This is a genomic window from Psychromonas sp. L1A2 (assembly GCF_009828855.1).
GTDB lineage: Bacteria > Pseudomonadota > Gammaproteobacteria > Enterobacterales > Psychromonadaceae > Psychromonas.
The window spans coordinates 1,733,224-1,755,547 of the sequence record NZ_WUAG01000001.1; the positions used below are offsets into that span (position 1 = coordinate 1,733,224).

General features: G+C 35.0%; 19 protein-coding genes. 6 read left to right on the forward strand and 13 right to left on the reverse strand.

Translation table 11 applies throughout. The features are described 5' to 3' along the window. The first annotated feature begins 179 nt into the window (after positions 1-179). The 3 genes from GQR59_RS07450 to lolE are packed head-to-tail and all read left to right on the forward strand — an operon-like array spanning position 180 to position 3,323. Complete coding sequence (locus tag GQR59_RS07450; RefSeq protein ID WP_160061355.1) at positions 180-1,406, forward strand: lipoprotein-releasing ABC transporter permease subunit; 1,227 nt, start codon at positions 180-182, stop codon at positions 1,404-1,406. After that, entirely contained in the window at positions 1,399-2,082 is a 684-nt protein-coding gene (lolD, locus tag GQR59_RS07455; protein ID WP_160061356.1) for a lipoprotein-releasing ABC transporter ATP-binding protein LolD, read from the forward strand. The genes GQR59_RS07450 and lolD overlap by 8 nt, the downstream gene beginning before the upstream one ends. Then, positions 2,082-3,323, forward strand: coding sequence for a lipoprotein-releasing ABC transporter permease subunit LolE (gene lolE / locus GQR59_RS07460; RefSeq protein WP_160061357.1), 1,242 nt, complete (start codon positions 2,082-2,084; stop codon positions 3,321-3,323). Before lolD ends, lolE begins: the two co-directional genes overlap by 1 nt. 74 nt (positions 3,324-3,397) lie before the next feature. Here the strand turns inward: lolE and GQR59_RS07465 are convergent, their stop codons facing one another. The 13 genes from GQR59_RS07465 to trhP form a co-directional block, all read right to left on the reverse strand. Further along, complete coding sequence (locus tag GQR59_RS07465; RefSeq protein ID WP_160061358.1) at positions 3,398-4,000, reverse strand: arylesterase; 603 nt, start codon at positions 3,998-4,000, stop codon at positions 3,398-3,400. Positions 4,001-4,164: 164 nt separating this feature from the next. Further along, on the reverse strand, positions 4,165-4,821 hold the full coding sequence (locus GQR59_RS07470; RefSeq protein ID WP_160061359.1) for a Bax inhibitor-1/YccA family protein: 657 nt from the start codon (positions 4,819-4,821) through the stop codon (positions 4,165-4,167). 236 nt (positions 4,822-5,057) lie between these two features. Further along, the gene (tpiA, locus tag GQR59_RS07475) at positions 5,058-5,810 is read right to left on the reverse strand and encodes a triose-phosphate isomerase (protein WP_160061360.1); all 753 of its coding nucleotides are present in this window, start codon (positions 5,808-5,810) and stop codon (positions 5,058-5,060) included. Positions 5,811-5,982: 172 nt separating this feature from the next. Beyond that, on the reverse strand, positions 5,983-6,912 hold the full coding sequence (ttcA, locus tag GQR59_RS07480) for a tRNA 2-thiocytidine(32) synthetase TtcA (RefSeq protein ID WP_160061361.1): 930 nt from the start codon (positions 6,910-6,912) through the stop codon (positions 5,983-5,985). Between the two features lie 210 nt (positions 6,913-7,122). Next, positions 7,123-8,976, reverse strand: coding sequence for an EAL domain-containing protein (locus tag GQR59_RS07485; RefSeq protein WP_160061362.1), 1,854 nt, complete (start codon positions 8,974-8,976; stop codon positions 7,123-7,125). Positions 8,977-9,248: 272 nt separating this feature from the next. Beyond that, positions 9,249-10,031, reverse strand: a complete 783-nt coding sequence (locus tag GQR59_RS07490) for an ATP-binding cassette domain-containing protein (protein WP_442966189.1) — start codon at positions 10,029-10,031, stop codon at positions 9,249-9,251. Then, positions 10,031-11,041, reverse strand: a complete 1,011-nt coding sequence (locus tag GQR59_RS07495) for an oligopeptide/dipeptide ABC transporter ATP-binding protein (RefSeq protein ID WP_160061364.1) — start codon at positions 11,039-11,041, stop codon at positions 10,031-10,033. Before GQR59_RS07495 ends, GQR59_RS07490 begins: the two co-directional genes overlap by 1 nt. Beyond that, positions 11,041-11,931: an ABC transporter permease subunit gene (locus GQR59_RS07500; RefSeq protein ID WP_160061365.1), complete on the reverse strand. Its 891-nt coding sequence runs from the start codon at positions 11,929-11,931 to the stop codon at positions 11,041-11,043. The genes GQR59_RS07495 and GQR59_RS07500 overlap by 1 nt, the downstream gene beginning before the upstream one ends. Then, positions 11,918-12,895, reverse strand: a complete 978-nt coding sequence (locus tag GQR59_RS07505) for an ABC transporter permease subunit (RefSeq protein WP_160061366.1) — start codon at positions 12,893-12,895, stop codon at positions 11,918-11,920. Before GQR59_RS07505 ends, GQR59_RS07500 begins: the two co-directional genes overlap by 14 nt. Position 12,896: 1 nt before the next feature. Beyond that, a complete protein-coding gene (locus tag GQR59_RS07510; RefSeq protein ID WP_160061367.1) occupies positions 12,897-14,501 on the reverse strand; it encodes an ABC transporter substrate-binding protein in 1,605 nt (534 codons plus the stop codon). A 133-nt stretch (positions 14,502-14,634) separates the two neighbouring features. Beyond that, positions 14,635-15,963 (reverse strand): MATE family efflux transporter, encoded by a 1,329-nt coding sequence (locus GQR59_RS07515; protein WP_236546684.1) that lies wholly within the window; start codon positions 15,961-15,963, stop codon positions 14,635-14,637. Between the two features lie 2 nt (positions 15,964-15,965). Continuing rightward, positions 15,966-16,214 (reverse strand): YfhL family 4Fe-4S dicluster ferredoxin, encoded by a 249-nt coding sequence (locus GQR59_RS07520; RefSeq protein WP_160061369.1) that lies wholly within the window; start codon positions 16,212-16,214, stop codon positions 15,966-15,968. Between the two features lie 17 nt (positions 16,215-16,231). Beyond that, on the reverse strand, positions 16,232-17,575 hold the full coding sequence (gene trhP / locus GQR59_RS07525) for a prephenate-dependent tRNA uridine(34) hydroxylase TrhP (protein WP_160061370.1): 1,344 nt from the start codon (positions 17,573-17,575) through the stop codon (positions 16,232-16,234). A gap of 267 nt (positions 17,576-17,842) precedes the next feature. On the opposite strand from trhP, the gene proQ reads away from it, so the two are divergent. From proQ to GQR59_RS07540, 3 genes are all read left to right on the forward strand, one after another. Further along, the gene (gene proQ, locus GQR59_RS07530) at positions 17,843-18,472 is read left to right on the forward strand and encodes an RNA chaperone ProQ (RefSeq protein WP_160061371.1); all 630 of its coding nucleotides are present in this window, start codon (positions 17,843-17,845) and stop codon (positions 18,470-18,472) included. Positions 18,473-18,484: 12 nt separating this feature from the next. Next, a complete protein-coding gene (gene prc / locus GQR59_RS07535) occupies positions 18,485-20,479 on the forward strand; it encodes a carboxy terminal-processing peptidase (RefSeq protein WP_160061372.1) in 1,995 nt (664 codons plus the stop codon). A gap of 68 nt (positions 20,480-20,547) precedes the next feature. After that, entirely contained in the window at positions 20,548-22,209 is a 1,662-nt protein-coding gene (locus GQR59_RS07540) for an AMP-binding protein (protein ID WP_160061373.1), read from the forward strand. Positions 22,210-22,324: the final 115 nt, after the last annotated feature.

Genomic DNA, 22,324 nt, shown 5'->3' on the forward strand with positions numbered 1-22,324 from the left:
CACCTTATTGTAGGCGTTTTGTCTGTCTTAGCGAATAAAGATACATTAGAATGGCCTGCATTAAAATGTAATCAATAAGTTAAGTCTAGATTTAGCGCTATTAATGTTGATTGTTGGCGGATAACGCTATTTTAATAACAATCTTGCTTTATTAAGACAACTAAAAATAAAAGGTAACTATGTTTTATCCTTTAAGTGTATTTATCGGTTTGCGATATACAAAATCTAAACGTAATAATCAATTTGTCTCGTTTGTTTCTTTATTTTCTACTGGCGGCATTATTTTAGGTGTTTTAGCCTTAATTACTGTTTTGTCGGTGATGAATGGTTTTGAAGGTGAACTAAAGCAACGAATTCTTGGTGCTATTCCCCACGCTAAACTAACTAATCAATCTCAAACGATTGATAACTGGCAACAACGTATTGATTTGATACCTTCTGAGTCATCAGTTGTAAGTATTGAGCCTATGATTAATGCTGAAGCGATTTTACAAAGTAAAACAGGATTGCAAGGTGTCAAAATAGAAGGTATTTATCCAGAAAAATACGGAAGTAAAACAGTACAAGATAATATCATTATCGGTAGTATTGATGACTTAAAAGCCAGTGAATACAACATCATTATTGGTGATCAATTAGCAAATAAATTAGGTGTTCGTTTAGGAGATAAAGTTAGAGTGACTTCAACGCGAGGTGTTCGTTATACACCACTTGGCCAAGTTCCTAGCCAACGTAACTTCACTATTGCAGGTTTCTTTAACGTTGGTTCAGATGTCGACCAATATCTAGTGTTAATGCATGCTGAAGATGCTGCTCGATTAATCCGAATCAACACTAATCAAGTGACAGATTTACGTTTTTATTTTAACGATCCTTTTGCCGTTGAGTCTTGGCAGCCTCCTGCACTTAATGATAACGAAATGATTATAGATTGGCGTAGCACTCATGGTGAACTTTTTGCTGCGGTAAAAATGGAAAAAAACATGATTTGGTTATTGTTATGTTTAATCATCGCTGTGGCAGCTTTTAACATATTATCTTCGTCAGTTATGGTGGTGACAGATAAAAGTGCAGAAGTCGCGATTTTAAAAACCTTAGGCATTCAAGCTTCTACCATTAATTTCATTTTTATTATTCAAGGTGCTTTCAGCGGTATTATTGGGGCTTTAATAGGAACAGGTTTAGGTTTGTTATTAAGTACTTATATTAATGAAGTTATGACATTTTTAGGTTTACATTTATTAGCAAATGCCTCAGGAGGCGCACGCATATTACCCGTTGTACATGAACCAATACAAATAGTTTCAATCATGTTTGGTGCTATGTTTTTAAGTTTATTAGCTACTTTATATCCTGCTTATCGTGCAGGTAAAGTGAGCCCAGTAGAGGCATTAAGATATGAATAATTCAATAATAGTATGTGATGATTTAAGTAAAGTTTATCAAGAAGGGCGTTTAGCGACACCGGTACTACAGGGAGTGAACTTATCTGTTGATAAAGGTGAACTACTCGCGATAGTAGGGACATCTGGCTCAGGTAAAAGTACACTTTTACACTTATTAGGTGCGCTTGATGCACCTACAACAGGTAATATTCTTTTTAATGGTAAAAATATACATCAGTTGTCTTCAAAGTTGCAGTCTAAATGGCGTAACCAAGAGCTCGGTTTTGTATACCAATTTCATCACTTATTATCGGAGTTTAGTGCATTAGAAAATGTAGCTATGCCGTTATTGATTGCGGGCGAATCAATAAAATCCGCACAAAAAAAGGCCACTGAATTATTAGAAAGAGTAGGGCTAAGTGAACGGATTGAGCATAGACCTTCTGAGTTGTCAGGGGGAGAAAGGCAGCGTGTTGCTATTGCTCGTGCATTAATTAATAAACCGTCATTGGTGCTTGCAGATGAGCCCACTGGTAATTTAGATGCTAAAAGTGCTGAGTCTGTTTATCAATTATTAAAAGAGTTAAATACTGAATTTGGTACTGCGTTTATTGTTGTCACACATGATCAACAGTTAGCGAATAAATTAGATAGACAGTTATATATGAGTAATGGCATTTTAAAGGATACGCAATAATGTTTAGGCCTTTATCGTTATTTGTTGGTTTACGTTATAGCAAAGCCAAGCATAAGAATAAATTTGTTTCCTTTATTTCAATAGCCTCTATTTTCGGTATTGTATTAGGTGTTGCTGTTTTAATTGTTGGGCTTTCGACCATGAACGGTTTTGAGAATGCATTAAGGGATAAATTGTTATCTGTTATTCCTCATGCTGAATTAGAAGTGGTGAAAGGTGATTTTGAGGATGAAACCAATATTCTTGCTCAAGTAAGATCACATCCCGGTGTGACAGGTGCAAGCCCTTATATTGTGATGAATGCATTATTACAAAACAATATTAAAATGAAAGCCTTACAAATGAGGGCGATCACTCCTGAAACAGAAACCCAAGTAACAGCGATTGAAAAGTATATTAAACAGGGTGGGTGGGAGTTATTGTCAACAACAGACAGTAGCATTATTTTAGGAGAGCCTGTTGCTAAACAGCTTGGCTTAGCTGTTGGTGAGCATGTTACTTTATTGTTGCCACAAACCGGTAGCGATAAATTAAGAGCGCCACGTAAATTTATGTTTACATTGACTGGCACTTTTAAAATGGGTGGACAAGTCGACAGTACATTAGGTTTTATCCACATTAATAAAGCCAAAAAAATGCTTAACCTTAATCACGCTACAGGCATTGCGTTTAAGGTGAATGATGTATTGCAAGCTCAGGTATTGTCTAGAGAAGTGGCCTATAGTATCCCTGTTTATATGTATATAAAGAGTTGGATCACCAGCCAAGGTTACTTATATCAAGATATTCAAATGGTAAAATCACTGATGTACGTAATTTTATTATTGGTAGTTGCAGTTGCTTGTTTTAATATTGTCTCGACCTTAGTGATGGCGGTTAACGAAAAGCGTGGAGATATTGCTATCCTAAAAACAATGGGCGCTGATAAATGGTCTTTACGCGCGATCTTTATTGTTCAAGGTGCCTTTAATGGTTTAGTCGGATGTATCTTTGGTGCTTTACTTGGTGTGTATTTAGCCATGAACTTAAGCAGTATTTTTAGTGTTTTTGAAGAATTATTAGGTCGTAAACTACTGTCTGGTGATATCTATTTTATTGATTACCTACCATCACAACTAGACTATCAACAAGTACTGATTATTACAGGCGTTGCTTTTGTTATGAGTGTCGTTGCAACCATCTATCCTGCTTGGACTGCAAGTAATATTGAACCGGCCAAAGAGTTAGGTTATAGCCATTAATCTATTGCTTTAGAAATGCATAGAATATTCATGTTCTATGCATTATGCGCATTTATATTGACGAATTTATGAGCCTATTTTAACGCTCCGTTATCTTCTAATAATTCGTAAATAGCCTCTGCAACTAATCGATAACCCTGTGCATTAGGGTGAACGGCATCACTGTGAAGTGAAGGTTTCTTTAATACTTCTTTAATAATATTATTTTCTAATGGAATGTTATATTGTTCTGCAAGTTCTTGGTATTGTTTGATATTAGGTAAGAATAGAGAGGCTTCTGGTACCGAAATAAGCACTACTTGTATATCCCTATTTTGTGCCATTTCAATCATTTGTCCTAAATTGGCTTTCATTTTATCTAAACTTTGCTTTTTGAGTACATCATTACCGCCATGGCATAAAAGTAATAGTTGTGGTTGATACTTATCTAACAAAGCGCCTAATCGTTGCAATCCTTGTTTACTTTTCTCGCCACTGATCCCGGCATTGATTACTTCCATGTTTAAGAGTTGACTAAGTTGTTCTGGATAACTTAGTGCTTTAGGTGCTCCGTATCCATAGGTTAAGCTATCTCCAAAGGCTAATATAGGTTGTTGATTATCAAGAGGGCTAAGTCGCTCAGAATCACTACAAGCAGCGAGCAATAGCATCAGGGATATACAAAGTAATTTTTTCATTGATGAGTGTCTCGTAATAGTTATTTCATTCCCCTAATTGCTCATTAGGTTGGGAGGTCAGTTTCTAATAAAACTGGTATTAATAAATGAACAGCAAAATATAGGCAAAAAAAAGCGCACTTTACAGTACGCTATTTGTTATCAGTTTTTTATAAAACTAATGATTAATCATCTAAAATACCAAGAATACTTAGTAAGTGTACGAAGATGTTGAAGATATTTAGGTATAAAGAAACTGTTGCACGAATGTAGTTTGTTTCGCCACCGTTAATAATACGGCTTGTATCAACTAAAATTAGACCAGACATGATCATAACAACAACGCTGCTGATGACTAATTGTAGCATTGGAATTTGTAAGAAGATGTTGGCGATGATTGCAACAATCACAGCAATCATACCTGCCATTAAAAAGCCGCTCATGAATGAGAAGTCTTTACGTGTAGTTAATACATATGCAGATAAAGCAAAGAAGATAATCGCAGTTGTGCCTAACGCTTGCATGATTAACGCAGGACCGTTTGCCATAGTTAAGTAGTGGTTCAACATATTACCAAGCGATGCTCCCATCACTCCTGTAAACATGAATACCCAGAATAACCCTTTACTAGAATCTGCCGTTTTTGAAACAACAAACAAAAGGCCAAAACCAACTAGCATTAAAACTAATGATGCTATTGGGCCAATACCAACCATTGTCGCAATAGTTGCTGTAACAGCACTAAACGCAAGTGTCATGCCTAATAACATATACGTATTTTTTAATACTTTGTTAATTGAAACGCCAACACCTTGGGCGTTAGTGTTAATTGAAGAATTCATAATGTACTCCAGTTGATGAATTATAATTAACAACATCATAACATCAGATTTTAGCTTGTGCAGTGTTTTTGTTTTAGATACTAAAATAGTTGTGATTTTTATCGGATGGTTGTGATATTGCTTGTTTTAGAAAGAGTTAGGATGACGCTAATGCTTATAATAGGAGAGTGACTGGAAGAGTTAAAACAAAAAAGGCACATAAAGTGCCTTTTATTACGGGTATTTTATAAAAGAGCTTATTTAGCGCCTTCAATGATACCTACGAATTCTTCAATGATAAGTGCTGCACCGCCCACTAAACCACCGTCGATGTCTGCTTGAGCAAATAGCTCTTTTGCACTGTTAGCTTTAACGCTGCCGCCGTAAAGAATTTGCACTTTTTCTGCAACTACTTCACTTTGTGCTTTTAGCCAATTACGGATATGTGCATGAACTTCTTGTGCTTGCTCAGATGTTGCAACTTTACCAGTACCGATTGCCCAAACTGGTTCATAAGCAATCACTGAATTTTCAAGAGCATCAATACCAGCTAGGTCAACAACTGCTTTAAGTTGAGTTTCTACAACAGCAAATGTTTTATCAGTTTCACGTTCTTCTAGTGTTTCACCAATACATAAAACAGGTACTAAACCATTTTCTTGAATTGCTACGAATTTAGCTGCAACAACAGTATCTGTTTCGTTATGGTATTGACGACGCTCAGAGTGACCTACTAAGCTGTATTTAGCGCCAAACTCTTTAACCATTACTGGTGAAGTCTCACCTGTAAATGCGCCTGCAACATTCGTGCTTACATCTTGCGCACCAAATTCAATGCTGCTGTTTGTAGTTAGGTTCGCAACTTGCTCAATGAAAATAGCTGGCGGACACACAGCTACTTCAACGTTAGTAGCAGCGTCTGCAGCACTTTCAATGCCTTTAATTAGCGTAGAAACTGATTCTTTTGTACCGTTTAGTTTCCAGTTACCCATTACAAGAGGTGTTCTCATGTTTGACTCCATTATTTTATTAAAATTGAATGCTTTTCTGATATTTTGGTAATTATAAATGACTTCACTTACCATTACTTGATCTATCCGAGTAAATTATCTGTTATCTACTCTAAATACAAGCAAGCGTTGACTGAAAGTCTTATATTTATTGTGTTCAATCAATTATCTATTAATTTACTTCAGTAAATTGCACTGCTAGCTGTTGTTTGTAAAAATCATTGTTTAAATCTTCATCAACTGTCGATGATTGAGCAAAAGATTCTTTATCAAATGCAATATCACCACCGTCAATGATGCCGGAGTCTTTAGAGATAGATTTAAAATCAAATAAACTAGTATCTGCTAGATGAGAAGGAACGACATTTTGTATTGCAGTAAACATGGTTTCTAAACGACCAGGATATTTAACATCCCATTCATTTAACATGTCTTTGGTTAATTGACGTTGCAAATTAGGTTGAGAGCCACATAGATTGCATGGAATGATAGGGAATTGTTGTAATTTGGCAAAGACTTCAATATCTTTTTCTTTGCAGTATGCAAGAGGTCGGATAACGACATGTTCGCCATTATCTGATACCAACTTTGCTGGCATTGATTTCATTTTTCCTGCAAAGAATAGGTTCAGCATCATAGTCGCCAACATATCATCGCGGTGATGGCCTAGTGCAATTTTTGTTGCGCCTAGTTCTTTGGCTGTTTTATACAAAATACCTCTACGTAAACGAGAACAAAGGCTACATGTTGTTTTACCTGGCTCTAGTTTTTCTTTCACAATACTGTAAGTGTCTTGCTCAACTATTTTATAATCGACACCAAGTTGATCAAGGTATTCGGGTAAGATATGTTCAGGAAAACCTGGTTGTTTTTGGTCTAGATTAACGGCAATAATATCAAAATTGATCGGCGCTACTTTCTTTAATTGACCCAATATCTCCAATAAAGTGTAACTATCTTTCCCTCCGGATAAACAAACCATAATTTTATCGCCATCTTCGATCATATTATAATCTGCGATAGCTTGACCGGTTTGTCTGCGCAACACTTTATTTAATTTTTTGAGATCGAATTGTTCTTTTTCTGAAAGTTGTTGCGTCATGGTAGGCCTTGTTTAGAGAGAGTAAAAACAAGGCGCATTGTATAAAAAGTGGGGAGTGGATGTAAAGAGCTGACTAATGCCAATCAGCATAAATAGCACATCTATTTTATTGTTGAAAATAATTTATCTATGCAATGTAATTAGTATTGTGTTCTATGATTTGTTTTATAAAATCAATCAAAAACCTTCATTCAATGAGTATAAATGAATTTATAACTCTGTCGGACGTGCTATTAAAAACCCTTGTACGCCGTCAATGTACATCCCTTCTAGTATTTGTCTCTGTTCAGGGCTTTCTATTCCTTCTGCGATGACTTGACACTCCATTCGCTGTGCAACGTCAATGATCATACGTATAAATTGTTGGTTTGAACTATCATGTTCAAGGTCTGCAATTAAGCTTGCATCGATTTTTATATAATCTGGTTTTAATTCTTTAAATAAACTAAATGAACCGATACCTTTGCCAAAATTACAAATAATAGAGTGACTACCGACTCTTTTCAGCATATCAAAAAAGCGTTTACTAGAAGCTAAATTGCTGTCTAGTAACTTTTCTTGTATTTCGAAAAATAATGAACATGCAATATCTGGTTCTCTTAATAACAAACGTTCTAACCAAATAACGAAACTACTATTTTGTATCGCAGTGGAACTTAAATTGATTCCCCAACGTGTATTTGGTTTGGCTTTACGTCTGTAATTAGAAATGACTTTTTCAAGAATTAACTTTTCAAGTTTGATAATAGTATCTGTTCTTTGCGCCATTGAAAAAATAGTACTCGTTGGAATAGTGTTATCATTTTCTCCAATGAATCGAGTAAATATTTCTTGGTAACCTTTCATGTTGCGGTGCACCGCTTGAACGGGCTGCTGTAAAAAAGAAAATGAACGTTTTTCCATGATGTCCATAATCACAGTGCGCCAATACTTCTCGCCTACTTCAAATTCTTGATTGTTATTTTTACTGTCTTCAAATGCCCATGCATTCGAACCACTAATTTGTGCTTTAGCTAACGCTATATCTGTACGAGCTAATACATGTTCAGGTAATTGGTTAGATGAAATCGATGTCACACCATTAAAAGCAACACTTTCTAAATCATTGATAGATTGGTATTGATCGAATTTTACCTTTAGTTCATTACTCAATTTTTGTGCATTAGTAATGCTCATATCGTGCGCTATAATGGCAAAATCTGAACCGCTGATTCTAAATACATTTATATTTTTAAATTTGCTCGCTACTTCGCGAATGATATTGGCGATACTGAGTATATATTGATCACCTTGTTGTGAACCTCGGCTAACATTAACCGCGGATAACTCAAATATTCTTATAATAGACAGAATTGCGTGTTGTTGCTCATACTCATCGGATAAAAATTGTGTTAATTCTTTACGGAATGCATGTCGGTTACTCAACCCCGTCAAATTATCTTTGTTGGCTTGGTTGGTTAATTTAGTGATTTTTTCATCTTTTATTTTGAGCTGTATTTCAGATAGATGCTTTTTATCTTCTAAGTGTTTTGATACTGTTGTAAAAGGTGATTTTTTAGCTTTATTATTGATAATCTCACCAACAATAGTAAGTTCAATGTATTTCAGTAATTTAAAATAAATAATATTACAGAATAAAAAGGTTAGTAATAATCCACCAAGTATAGATAACATTGTGTATTCATATAATTGGTACAGGTTAGTGTTAGCTGCCGAATATTCAATAACTTGGTTGGTACTTTCAGATACTGCTAGTGAATCTTCTATTGGTAATAAATTCTGGAGTAACAAGTCAATATCTGACTCATTACTAAATGTTAATGGAGATGTAAGTTGTTCATTATTTATTTTGATATGATTAAATTTACGAATATCGACTGCTTCAGTAAGCTGATTTAAAGAGGTGATATTCGCTAAAGAAGTTAATTGTTCATTTTCACTTAATAATTTCTGCTGCTCTAATAAACTAGGATTAAACATTGCTTTAATACCTACAATTAATGCAAGTGCAATAATAATGAAAAATAGACTAGAGGCCCAAAGGCTGTGTTTGAAATTATTCAAGTAGGGTGCCTCTTGGTGTGATTAGATCCTAAAGTAGTTGATTAACTATTTTGTGTTTTAGTTTTTATCAATTAACTTAGTTTATATTAACTTACTTAACTTTATCAGTATTAGTTAAGTTTTATTTTTCTTAAAATTTACAATTGGTTACAAATAAAATTTTTATTTTATTCCAATTAATAACAAACAGGTTAATCAAAGTAAAGATTGATAAGTGTAACCATAATAATAAGTAAAGTATCATTTTTTATGATTATTTTGTCAACTATAAGTTACTTTCTGTAATCCGGTTGATGCGTTAATAGTAAATATTTTGTTTGTTCTTGCTGAGGATGCTCACAAATAGTTTCAGTTGAACCTTTTTCTATAATTTTACCTTGATGTAATACCATTATCTGATCACTCATATGTTTTACTAAATGCATGTTATGAGCTACAAAAATATAGCTTGTACCCTTAATTTTCTGAATTTTAAGTAATAAATTAACGATTTTAAATCTTAGCGATATATCTAAGGTTGTTAAAATTTCATCCGCTAGGATGATATCAGGATCTAATATCATCGCACGTGCAATCGCTACTTGATGTTTTTGTACGCTTGATAACATATTAGGAAAGAAGGCTAAGTAATCGGGTAATAAACCAACCAATTTAAGCGTTTCAATAATTTTTTGAGAGCGTTCTTTTGCATTCTTGTTGGTATTTAGCTCTAATGGAGCGTTTAAGATTTTTCCCACGGTCATTTTAGGATTCAATGAACTGCTTGGGTCTTGGAAAATCATGCGAAGAGATAAACAACGTTGTTGAGAACTCAGTGACTCTAGTGGTTGACCTTTTATAAAAATCTCACCAGAAGTGGCTTTCAAAACACCTGCAATGGTCCTAACTAACGCACTTTTCCCTGAACCACTTTCTCCTACTATGGCTAATGTTTCTCCTGCTTCTATTGTAAAACTAACTGGACCATAGGCTACTTTTTCACGTGTAGTGAATAAACCTGAAGGTTGCTTAAAACTTTTACAAAGATTAGTGACTTTTAATAATGACGGCATAATTAGCTCAGTTTAATTGGGTAATGACAGCGAAAACTATGACCTTTTTTGATCGTTAAAGTAGGGTTTTTAACACAAATACGTTGTGCTCTAGGGCACCTCGGGCCTAATCGACAGCCTATAGGTAATTGATTTGAAGAAGGAATGTTGCCCGGTAATGTGTAAAGTTGAGCTTTATGTTCATGAATTTCTTCATTATTTATCATTGTTTTGAGCATCGCTTGAGTATAAGGGTGCATCGCTGAACCCATAATCTGCTTATATGAACCAGACTCAACTGTTTGCCCACAATAAACTAACGTCATGTAATCAGATATACCACTTGTATTAGCAAAGTTATTACTCAAAATTAACAACGTTGTATTGTTAAGCTGATTTAGTTTATACAGTAAACGAAATATTTGTGACTGCGTGACTGCTTCCATCGACGTTGTTGGCTCATCTGCAATAATTAATCGAGGGTTATTTGCAATCGCCATTGCAATCATTACCTTTTGACATACGCCTTCAGATAATTGATGTGGATAACAATTTAAAACCGCCACATCATTTTGAATACCCACTTTATGCAGTAATTCTTTAATTTGTAAACGTCTTGACGATATATGAACACGTTTTATTTTACTTAAAATACGTCTAAAGCGTTGTTGCATTGTTTTTTTTGGTAAGACTGATTCTATTTGAGTATGTATTTTTTGGCTAGGGTCTAAGTATGAGCTAGGTTCCTGAAAAATCATTGATATTTCGGTACCGAGGATCTGACGTCGTTCTTTTTGTGATAGCTTTGATAGGTCTGTTTTACCTAAAAACATGCGATCAGCGGTAACGGTCCAGTTGCTGTTATGTAAACCTAGTATGGCTTTAGCGATCAGTGTTTTTCCAGAACCTGATTCACCAATTAAACCATGTATAGAGCCATCGACAATATTTAATGATGCTTTATCAATAACGCGAATTTTGCCCTGTGCTGTATCTATATCAATGCTTAAGTTTCTGATATCTAATAAAGCCATTACTCTTCTCCTTCAATAACAGCATGGCGAAGACCTTCTGCAAAAACATTTACAATAATGATCACGAGGAAAATAGCTAAACCAGGGAAGGTGACTAACCAAGGAGATAGGTAGATAAGTTCCATGCTATTGGCAATTAATGAGCCTAATTCTGTTTGTGGTAATTGTGCACCAAACCCTAAAAAACCTAATGTCGCAATTTCAATAATAGACATTGTAAATAAACGGTTAAGAATAGTAATGGTTGGCTCTAAAATGTTCGGTAAAATACCATAACGAAAGAGTCGTGTTTTTGTTGCTCCATCTAATTGCAAGGCGACAATATATTGTTTACTTAATTCTTGCTCAATAACGATATAACTGGCTCGTATAAATTGAGGTAATAGTGATAGTCCAATAGCAATTAAACAATTCGAATAACTAGGTCCAAAAATCGTGATTAAGATGAATGCGGAAAGCAAAGAGGGAATCGCTAACAGTGCATCTAATAAATGGTGTAAAACACTGGCTTTAACACCTTTAGTTAACGCTGCGCCTGCTCCGACGACCATTCCTAAAAATGCAACAAAAAAGGTGATGGTTAATGCACCACCCAAAGTGAATTGTAATCCATGAAATAAACGAGATAGAGTGTCTCTTCCTAAATCATCAGTTCCAAGTACATGATTTATATTGCCACCTTCGGCCCAATAGGGAGGCAGAAGCATACTTTCAGGATCTTGTGCTAAGGGGGAGTGAGGCATAAACCAAGGAGAGAAAATAGAAGTCATGATTAATATAATCATCAGCCACATTGCAACAACAGCAATACTTTTACCTTTAAAAATAGCCCAAATGTAACGTAATGGAGATTGAATTTTATCTTCATTGAACCCGTTATTTATCAACATATAACGAACCTCTTCTTAGTGGACTAATGATAACCATAAAGACCTCTGTGGCAATACTGAACATTAAAATAAAGCCTGTGATAATAAGCATGCCAGCAGGAAGCACTAAATAATCCCCTGATTTTAAGGAAGTAAAAAGCCACTTCCCAATACCATTTAGGTTAAATACAATTTCAATGGTCATTGCAAAGGAAATAATGGTACTTAATTGTAAACGTAATTGAGGAATAATTGGTGGTAATGCATTTTTGATTGCATGAGTAAAAACGATTTTAGTTCTTGAAAAGCCTTTAGCGTAAGCGGTTTGTATATAGTTACTGCGCATCACCATGGTCATCGAGTGACGAGTCAAGCGGACTATTTCAGCCACTAAGAAAAAAGATAAAACCAAAGCCGGTAAGATTAAATGAGCCACGCGATCAATAAATGCAAAAAAACCGTATTGTTCAGTTACTAATAAAGTATCAATTAATAAAAAACCAGAGACCACTGGGATATCATAAACTAAGCTTAAATTACCATCGACTGGTAAAATATCACCCCCTATACTTGGTAGTAATACTGCCATAACGCCGACCCAGAAGACGGGTAATGCAAGTCCAATGATCGCAATAGTCATGATTATGTAGTCAAGCTTTGTATTTCTGAATAATCCCGCAAGTAATCCAAGTGGAATCGCCATTAGACTTGAGAATAATAAAGCAACAAAACATAGCTCTAATGTTGAAGCAAAAAAGATAAGCCCGCGTTTCAATAAACCTTGTTGATCAATAGTGGAATAACCGAAATTACCACTCAAAATCTGCCATAAATATGAAAAATATTGTAAAACAAAATTTCCTTGGGCTAATTTTTCAGTCGTATGATTAATAGTTACCGTGCGATCAATCATGAAAGCGATAATAGTTAAAATAAACGCAGTGATTAATAGTAGGTTTAAACGTCTTATTAAAAATGACAGCATATTAATTCAAATCTTGTTTAATGGCATTTTGAAAATTAATACCGGTTAATGGATTCACTTCTACATTCAAAATCGATTTTGAAATAGCATCTAATCTTAAAACGTGTGCAATAGGCAGGTATGGGCGTTCCTTAAAAACTTCATCTTGAATGTGGTAATAATTCTTTATTCGTTGTGCAAAGTTAGATTCAGTTAATGATTGATCTAATAATACCTGCGTATTAATAGAACACCAATTACTACTATTACCTGTTTCTGGAGTAGAGTTACAACTTAATAAAGGTCTGAAAATACTATCAGGATCGTTAATATGGACATTTATACCAGTTAAGTAGGTATCATAATCGCCACTGTGTAATTTATTTTTTATTGCTGTTTCACTTAAATTATTGATGCTACTTTTAACGCCAATAGCAGATAAATTAGCTTGAATTAATTCAGCTGTTTTATGGAAGTTAGGGTTAAATACATCTGCCCCGTTTGGTAATAAAATACGCAATGTTTGTGTAAAGTCAAAATCTAACCTTTGTAAGGTTTGCTCTGCTTGTTCCGGGTTATACAGATCATTATCAAAACGAGGCTTTAACGCCCATGATTGTTTACTTAACAATGTTTCTGTTTGAATTGCGCTTTGGAAATAAACCGCATTTAAAATCGTTTCGGTATCTACCGCTTGAGCTAAAGCTTGTCTAACTTGCGCATCTTTTAATTTATCTTGTTTAGTATTAAATGCCCACAGTGAAATATTAGCGGTGGATTTACTATTTAAAGTGATTTTTTTATTTTGACTGATAGTTTCCAACTGGCTGGCTGCAGGGTATGAAATTGCATCACATTCACCGGATAATAATTTGGTATAACGTTTTGTTGCACTAGGGTTAGTAAAGAAAATTAAGTTTTCAATATTGGTCATTGATTGCCAATACAATGCATTTTTTGTATAGCGGATAGTACCGTTATTATCAAAACTCTTAAATTTAAATGGTCCAGTACCAATAGGCTGAAAGTCTATTTTTTCTGGGTGTCCTTCTTTTAATAATTGTTTACCGTATTCTTTAGAGTGAATAACTGCGTAGTGTGCAGCTAAATTAGCTAGCAAAGTTACATCTGGTTTTGATAAAACAAATTCAACAGTATGTTCATCAATTTTGTTTATTGCTGATAACAAATCAGTAAAAGGGTGGTTATAAAAATAATTAACGGCTTGATTATTAACAGTGTGATAAGGATGCATTACATCTCGCATACGATTAAAGCTGAACAATACATCGTCAGCATTTAAGAACCTTGTTGGTTTAAAGTAATCTGTATTATGAAAACTAATATTGTTACGTAATGTAAAGCGGTATCGGAGTTTATCATCACTACGTTCCCAGCTTTTTGCTAGATCAGGTACAAATTCATTGGTTTTAGAGTCAATCTTGACCAATCGGCTAAAGATTTGATGTGTTGTTGCATCTAAGCTGGCGATATCGTCACTTATTTGAGGGTTAAATGACGCTGGCTGACTATCAGTACAATAGATAAGCGTATTTTGTGTCAGCGCTTTATTTTGGTAACAACCACTGAGGCTGGCAATTAAGAACAATAAGCATATTAAACGCATAGTGTTTGCTATTCCATTAGGATAATAAGGTTAATTTAACATTTGATAAGCTGAAATAAAATATTAAATATCAGAAGGATAGGTTAACTCTGTTATTTAATGAAACTAACACAACAAATGCATGACAGTTGAGTTAATTATAATCTAATTTACGCAGTATTTGATAGCATAGCATAATTGCAATTAAAGCAAATACAACACTACCTAATGCTTGTCCTATCAGTATTCCTTGTGCGCCATAATAATAGGCGCCAATACTTACAAATGGGATAGTACCCAAGGACAATTTAGCGAGGTTAAGCATGCTGGCTAATTTGGGGGATCCAACATTATTCAAAAATGACATCGCGACTAAATTCATGGCGACAAAAATAAAACTAATACTAATGTATTGGCAGAAAAATCGAATCATGATGGCAGCCCCATTCTGCGCATTAAATAATGTAACCAAATATTCTTGCAACAAAGAAAGTACTAAGGCTAATACAAACACATATTTAATAATAAAATTAAGAGATTGATTTAATGTTGTTCTGACACGTTTGAATTGTGCTGCCCCAATATTTTGGCTGATAATTGGACCAATTGCACCGGGCATTGCAAATAACATCATAAATACAACAGGTATTAATCTACTGATAATAGCCCAACCTGCTACAAAGCTTGCCCCAAATTTAGCTATTTCATAGGTAATGTAGAGTTGGCTAAGGGGTGTTGCAATCTGTGTTAGCGAAACCGGAATAGCTACCTTAAAAATAAATCGGCTATGTTTTTTTATATCGACTAATCCAATCCGAGTTATAAATTTGGCTTTGACCAATAAATAATATATTGCCAGTAATAACATTGTACTTTTAGCAATTAATGAAGCGAAAGCAGCCCCTTTAAGATCAAGCTCAAAATAAAAAATGAATAAAGGGTCAAGCATAATATTCACCACACCAGCAGTGATGGTGCAATACATGCCTAATTTAGCTTTACCTAGCGAACGTAATGTTGCATTTATTTGCATGCCTAGTGCAACAATGGGGGTAGCAATAAGAGTAATGTTTAAATAATCTTTTGCTGATTGTAATTCGTTTCCCTGGGCACCTAATAACGTTAATAATGTATTAGCATTATAAAAAATAATAAAACTAACCAACAAACTAATAGCAAAGGTGATCATATAACAGGTCATTGCTGCTTGTTTAGCCTGTTGATAATGCTGTTGACCAATCAACCTTGCTACTACAACTGAGTTTGCAATCATCATGGCGATGGTTATAGAGGTGGTAAAAAACAGAATTGCAGCAGCGTATGCAATTGCTGATAAAAGGAGAGGTTGATTTAATAAACTAATAAAATAAATATCCACCAGATCAACGACAAAAAAGACACTCAATCCAATAACATTGGTAAGTGCCATCTTTATAATATGTTCGGAGATATCGCCTTGTGTAAATTTAGCAGCTAACGACACAGTTAATTGACGTATAAATTAGCGAATTTATCTAACAACTGTTCTTGTGATTCTTTATTGTTTGGATCAACGATAATGCAGTTAATGGGGCAAACAGCAACACAAGTAGCCTTTTCATAAAAACCCACACATTCAGTACACAAGTCTGGGTTTATTTCATATATTTCTGCACCAAAGGTGATTGCCTCATTGGGGCACTCTGGATCACACATATCACAGTTGATGCAGCTATCTTCTATTAGCAGTGCCATTTTATAACCAAACCATATTATTTAGAATGTGGGTTACGGGTGTCGTTACCCTGAACAAGATTACGCATTAGCAAGCCGTGGTTTAAATCAATTTCTTTTGGCACTGGAATATATAAAGTGTGGCCAGAACCTGGTGCGACATCGACTAATTCACCTTTACGGTTATGTAACTCTTCTAGTTTAAAGTTGATGTTGCCCAGTGGTGTCATTAATTCTAGTTTGTCACCCACTAAAAACTTGTTTTTAACGTTAACTTCAGCAAGCCCTTGAGCATTACGTCCCATTATTTCGCCCACAAATTGTTGTGTATCACTCACTGAATAACCAACATCGTAATTTTGATATTGATCATGTGTATGACGACTTAAAAAGCCTTCAGTGTACCCTCGATGTGCTAAATTCTCTAAAGAGCTCATTAATGATGGATCGAAAGGGCGTCCAGCTATCGCATCATCCATTGCCTTACGATAAATTTGAGCGGTACGTGCGCAGTAATAAAAACTCTTAGTACGGCCTTCGATTTTTAAGGAATGAACTCCCATCTTCAAAAGACGTTCGACATGTTGAATAGCACGCAAATCCTTTGAGTTCATAATATAAGTGCCGTGCTCATCTTCAAATGCTGGCATATATTCACCAGGACGACCTTGTTCTTGTAATAAAAACATTTGGTCTGTTGTTTGTCCGCTGCCTAACGTAGGCTCAGCAGGCTGGATGGCGACAATATCACCCGTTTCATTTTCTTTGGCTTCATGCGCATCATATTTCCAACGACATGAATTAGTACAAGTACCTTGGTTTGGGTCGCGTTTATTAATATAACCAGATAATAAACAGCGTCCTGAATAAGCCATACATAATGCGCCATGTACAAAGACCTCAATTTCAATTTCAGGGCAGTGATAGCGAATGTCTTCGATTTCATCTAATGAAAGCTCACGTGATAAAATAACGCGTTCAATACCTTGTTGATACCAAAACTTAACCGTTGCCCAATTGACAGCATTAGCCTGTACACTTAAATGAATGGGTATATCAGGAAAAACATCACGTACCATCATGATTAATCCTGGGTCTGACATAATTAAAGCGTCTGGCTTTAAATCGACAACAGGTTTCATGTCGCGAATAAAAGTTTTTAATTTAGAGTTATGAGGCTGTATATTACAAACTACATACAGTTTTTTACCTTGAGCATGCGCTTCATTAATGGCAATCTGTAGTTTTTCGATATTAAATTCGTTATTTCGTACGCGTAAAGAGTAACGTGGTTGACCTGCATAAACGGCATCAGCTCCGTAAGCAAAAGCATACCGCATGTTCTTTAAAGTGCCCGCTGGCGATAATAATTCTGGTTTCATCTGTCTCTCTTAAGTAATAATGAAGGCGTAATATCGAAAAATTGAAGTAAATATACTACTTGTTTTTATAAAAAAGGTGTAGAAGAAGCTGATAAACCTTAACTATTCATAATTAATATCAATAAATTGACGTGAATAGGTTCCTATGACAATAATTCGGTTCACATTTAATAAACGCAACACTATACTACCCAGTAATTTTCTTAATGATAATCAGAGATTTACTCTGGATATCTTTCAACATCGTTTTTAAATATTAGGTTTTACATGGAAATCACAGAAAAGTTTACAAATAACAAACAAATCATTGCCTTCTTAACAGAACAATTTCCGGCTTGCTTCATCGCTGGTTCAGAATCTGCAAAACCATTAAAAATTGGTGTATTCCAAGAATTAGCGGCTCGTTTAGAAAACGAACCACGTGTAAGTAAAACACAGCTTAGAGGTGCCTTACGTCAATATACGATGAGCTGGCGTTATCTTCACTGTGTTAAAGCAGGTGTTAAACGTGTTGACTTAGATGGCGTCGAAGGTGATGAAGTTTCTCAAGAACATGCTGATCACGCTCAGTTATCGTTAAAAGAAAGTAAAGAAAAAGCATTTGCTAATAAAAAGAAAACAGATGCAAATAAAGCACCAGCCCGTGCTGCTAAGAAAGTCTCTGTTCCAAGCCGTAAAAAAGAGGCTCCTAAAAAAGCAGCTAAAAAGCCTGAAATCGACTTAAGCCAATATAAAGAAGCTAATCATAATGAACTAAAAGTGGCACAGTCAGTCAAAGTTCTTTTAGGTAAATCACCTGTTTCAGCAACCGTAGTAGAAATTTTAAAAGAAGAAGTACAAGTACAACTAGACTCAGGAATGGTTGTGAAAGTTAAAGCTAAGCATTTAATCGTATAAAAGGTCTTTTTAATGAAAAAACTCTTTCGTCATGCATTAATTCTCTCTCAGTTATGTTTTGTTGGGGTGGCATTTTCCGCCGCCGATAGTATCTCCATAAAAGATATCCCACAGTTGAAGCAAGAATCTCAACATGCAAAAGTGGCGAAAAGAGTGAGTGACTTATTCAGTCGCTCTCATTACAAATATATTCCTTTGGATGATGAATTATCTGCCAAGGTATTTGACCGCTACATTGAACAATTAGATTTTAATAAACAAATTTTTATGCAAAGTGATATTGATGATATGAAAGAATATCAATTTACCTTTGATGATAATTTGAAATTTGGTCAATTGGATTCTATCTATTCAATTTACCAACTTAATTTAACTCGTCGCTTTGAACGTTTTAATTATGCATTATCTTTATTAGATAATGAGATTAAGTTCGATACAGATGAAGAGTATCAATATGACCGAAGTGATGCCGTGTGGCCTAAAGACAAAGCTGAACTTGATTTGTTATGGCAGACTCGTGTTAAGTCAGATGCGCTAACATTAAAGCTGTCGGGTAAAAAATGGCCAGAAATTAAAACGTTATTAACTAAACGTTATAATTATGCACTTAAGCATTTGACGCAAACAGAAAGTGAAGATGTTTTTCAAACCTTCATGAATGCCTATGCTTACACAATTGAACCTCATACAAGTTACTTATCTCCTCGTAATGCTGAACGTTTTAAAATGGAAATGAACCTTTCTTTGGAAGGTATTGGTGCCGTTTTACAACTTGAAGATGATTACACTGTTGTACGCAGCCTAGTACCTGGAGGTCCTGCGGATAAATCTAAACTATTGTCAAAAAATGACAAAATAATTGGTGTCGGCCAAAAAGGCGAAAAAATTGTTGATGTTGTTGGGTGGCGTTTAGATGATATCGTTGAACTGATTAAAGGGCCAAAAGGCACGACAGTGCAATTACAAATTTTATCGGGAAAAGCCGGTGATATTAATAAAGTAATCAATATTGTTCGAGAAGAAATTCATCTTGAAGATAGAGAAGCTAAATCATCAGTTGAAGTGATTGATGGTGAGAATATTGGTGTTATCACTATCCCAAGTTTCTATATTAACCTCAGTGAAGATGTTGACCGCGAATTAGCAGCATTAGCGAAAAAAGACGTTAAAGGTATTGTGATTGATTTACGTAACAATGGCGGCGGCGCATTAAGTGAAGCAACATTGTTAACGGGCTTATTCATAAAAACAGGCCCTGTTGTACAAGTAAGAGACAGTCGCCAACAAATATCAGTACAAGTTGATGATGATGATTCCATTTCTTACGATGGTCCTTTAACCGTATTAATTAATCGTAATAGTGCATCTGCTTCTGAAATATTCGCTGCTGCACTACAAGATTACGGTCGAGCTATTATTATTGGTGAGCAAAGTTATGGTAAAGGTACTGTGCAACAACATCGTCGTATCGCTCGTTATTACGATACAAATCAAGATGCTGTAGGGTCAGTCCAATATACGATTGCAAAATTTTATCGAATTAATGGCGGAAGTACACAAAATAAAGGGGTAATTCCTGATATTACTTTCCCAACTGCGATCGACCCTAAAGATACAGGTGAAAGTTTAGCGAAGAACGCGCTACCGTGGGATAATGTTAAATCAGCAAAATACAAAAAAGTAGATGATCTGCAAGAAAAAATAAAAGAGTTAACATTAGATCATAAGAAACGTATTAAAAACGAAATTGAATTTAGTTATTTAGCGAATGATATCAATGAATATTTACTTGAAAAAGATAAAACGAGTATTTCATTAGTTGAAAAAGACCGTGTTGCTGAACGAGAAGCAAATGAAACTGATAACTTAAAACGAACTAACGAGCGTCTTAAACGTGCTGGACTCAAAGAAGTTAAATCATTAGATGATCTTCCTGATGATTTTGAACCTGTTGATTCATTTTTAATTGAAGCTGGCCACATCACTTTGGATTATGCCAATCTATAGATAATTGTTCGGTATTAAAATAAAGCCGACTTCTATAGTCGGCTTTTTTATTTTAGTAGGAATTGATTATGTTTAAACCTTGGTTAGATAAATACCCACCTGGTATTAATAGCAAAATAAACGAAAACACGTTGATCAACTTGGTTGATATGTTTGAACACTCATTCGATGAATATGCAGATCACATTGCTTTTATCAATATGGATGAAACGTTAACTTACAGAGAATTAGAGTCACAATCCCGCGATATAGCGACTTACCTTCAACAGACCTCTCAATTATCAAAGGGTGATCGTGTTGCAGTAATGATGCCAAACCTTTTACAATACCCTATTATTCTACTCGGAATATTAAGATCAGGCTTAGTCGCTGTTAACGTAAATCCCTTATATACCGCCTCAGAATTAAAACATCAACTTAACGACTCCAGTGCTAAAGCCATATTTATCGTTTCTAATTATGCACAGACATTAGAAAGTATTGTTAAAGAGACAGACATTGAACATGTGGTGCTAACTAAAATTGGTGATGCATTGCCATTGATGAAACGTAAATTTGTTAACTTTATCGTCGCTTACGTAAAAAAAATGGTGCCTAAATTTAAGTTACCAAGTGCAAAGAGTTATAGGAATGCATTAAAAGAGGGCGCAAAAGGTCAATATATTCGTCCTGTTATTAACTTGGATGACATCGCATTTATACAATATACCGGTGGCACAACTGGGTTATCTAAAGGCGCTGTAATGTCTCATCGAAATATGGCTGCAAGCCTTGCACAAGCAGATGCAGTCTTTGGCTTAACCATTGAGCAAGAAACAGAAATGATTGTTACTGCATTACCTCTTTATCATGCTTTTGCGTTAACCGTGAACTGCCTGTTCTTTATTAAAAGAGGCGCTACCAACTTACTCATTACCAATCCACGCGACTTAGATACCTTCATTAAAACCTTGAGTAAATATAGATTTACTTACTTTACTGCGCTTAATACATTGTTTAATGCGTTATTAAATCACCCTAAAATAAATACCGTTGATTTTTCTCATTTAAAAATTACGTTAGCGGGTGGGATGGCAACTCAAACAAAGGTTGCTAAGCAATGGAAAGAAGTCACAGGAAGTACAGTGATTGAAGGATATGGATTAACTGAATGTGCACCGATGGTTAGTGTTAATGCTTATAATGTCGATGTACATGATGGGTCTATCGGGCTTCCTATGCCAGGGACTGATTTACGATTAATAAATGATAAAAATGAGATTGTCGATACCGTTAATAGTGTCGGTGAAATCGAAATTAAAGGTCCGCAAGTCATGGTCGGTTATTGGAATAGCCCTGGCGAAACCGACGATGCATTTAATGATGGTTGGTTTAAAAGTGGTGATATAGGCTTGTTTAATGAAGATGGGCTACTGTATTTGGTTGATCGTAAAAAAGACATGATATTAGTGTCTGGTTTTAATGTTTACCCTAATGAAATAGAAGATATAGTGGTTCAATTGGACGGAGTACTTGAAGCGGCAGTTATTGGTATTGAAGATGAAGCAACGGGAGAAAGAGTTAAATTGTTCGTTGTATTAAATGATCATAAAGTGACTGTTACAACTATTAAAACACATTGTGCTAAGTATCTAACGCGCTATAAACAGCCTAAACAAATAGAAATTGTTACCGAGTTGCCTAAAAATAATGTCGGAAAAGTATTACGTCGTTTATTAAAAGAAAGATAAGTATTTAATTAAAGGACCTATATTAAGGGCTTATATTAAAGGACTATATTAAGGAAAAGTGTCGTAAGAGTTAATTTGTATTGATGATAAATTAACTCTTAAAACAACTTTTTTA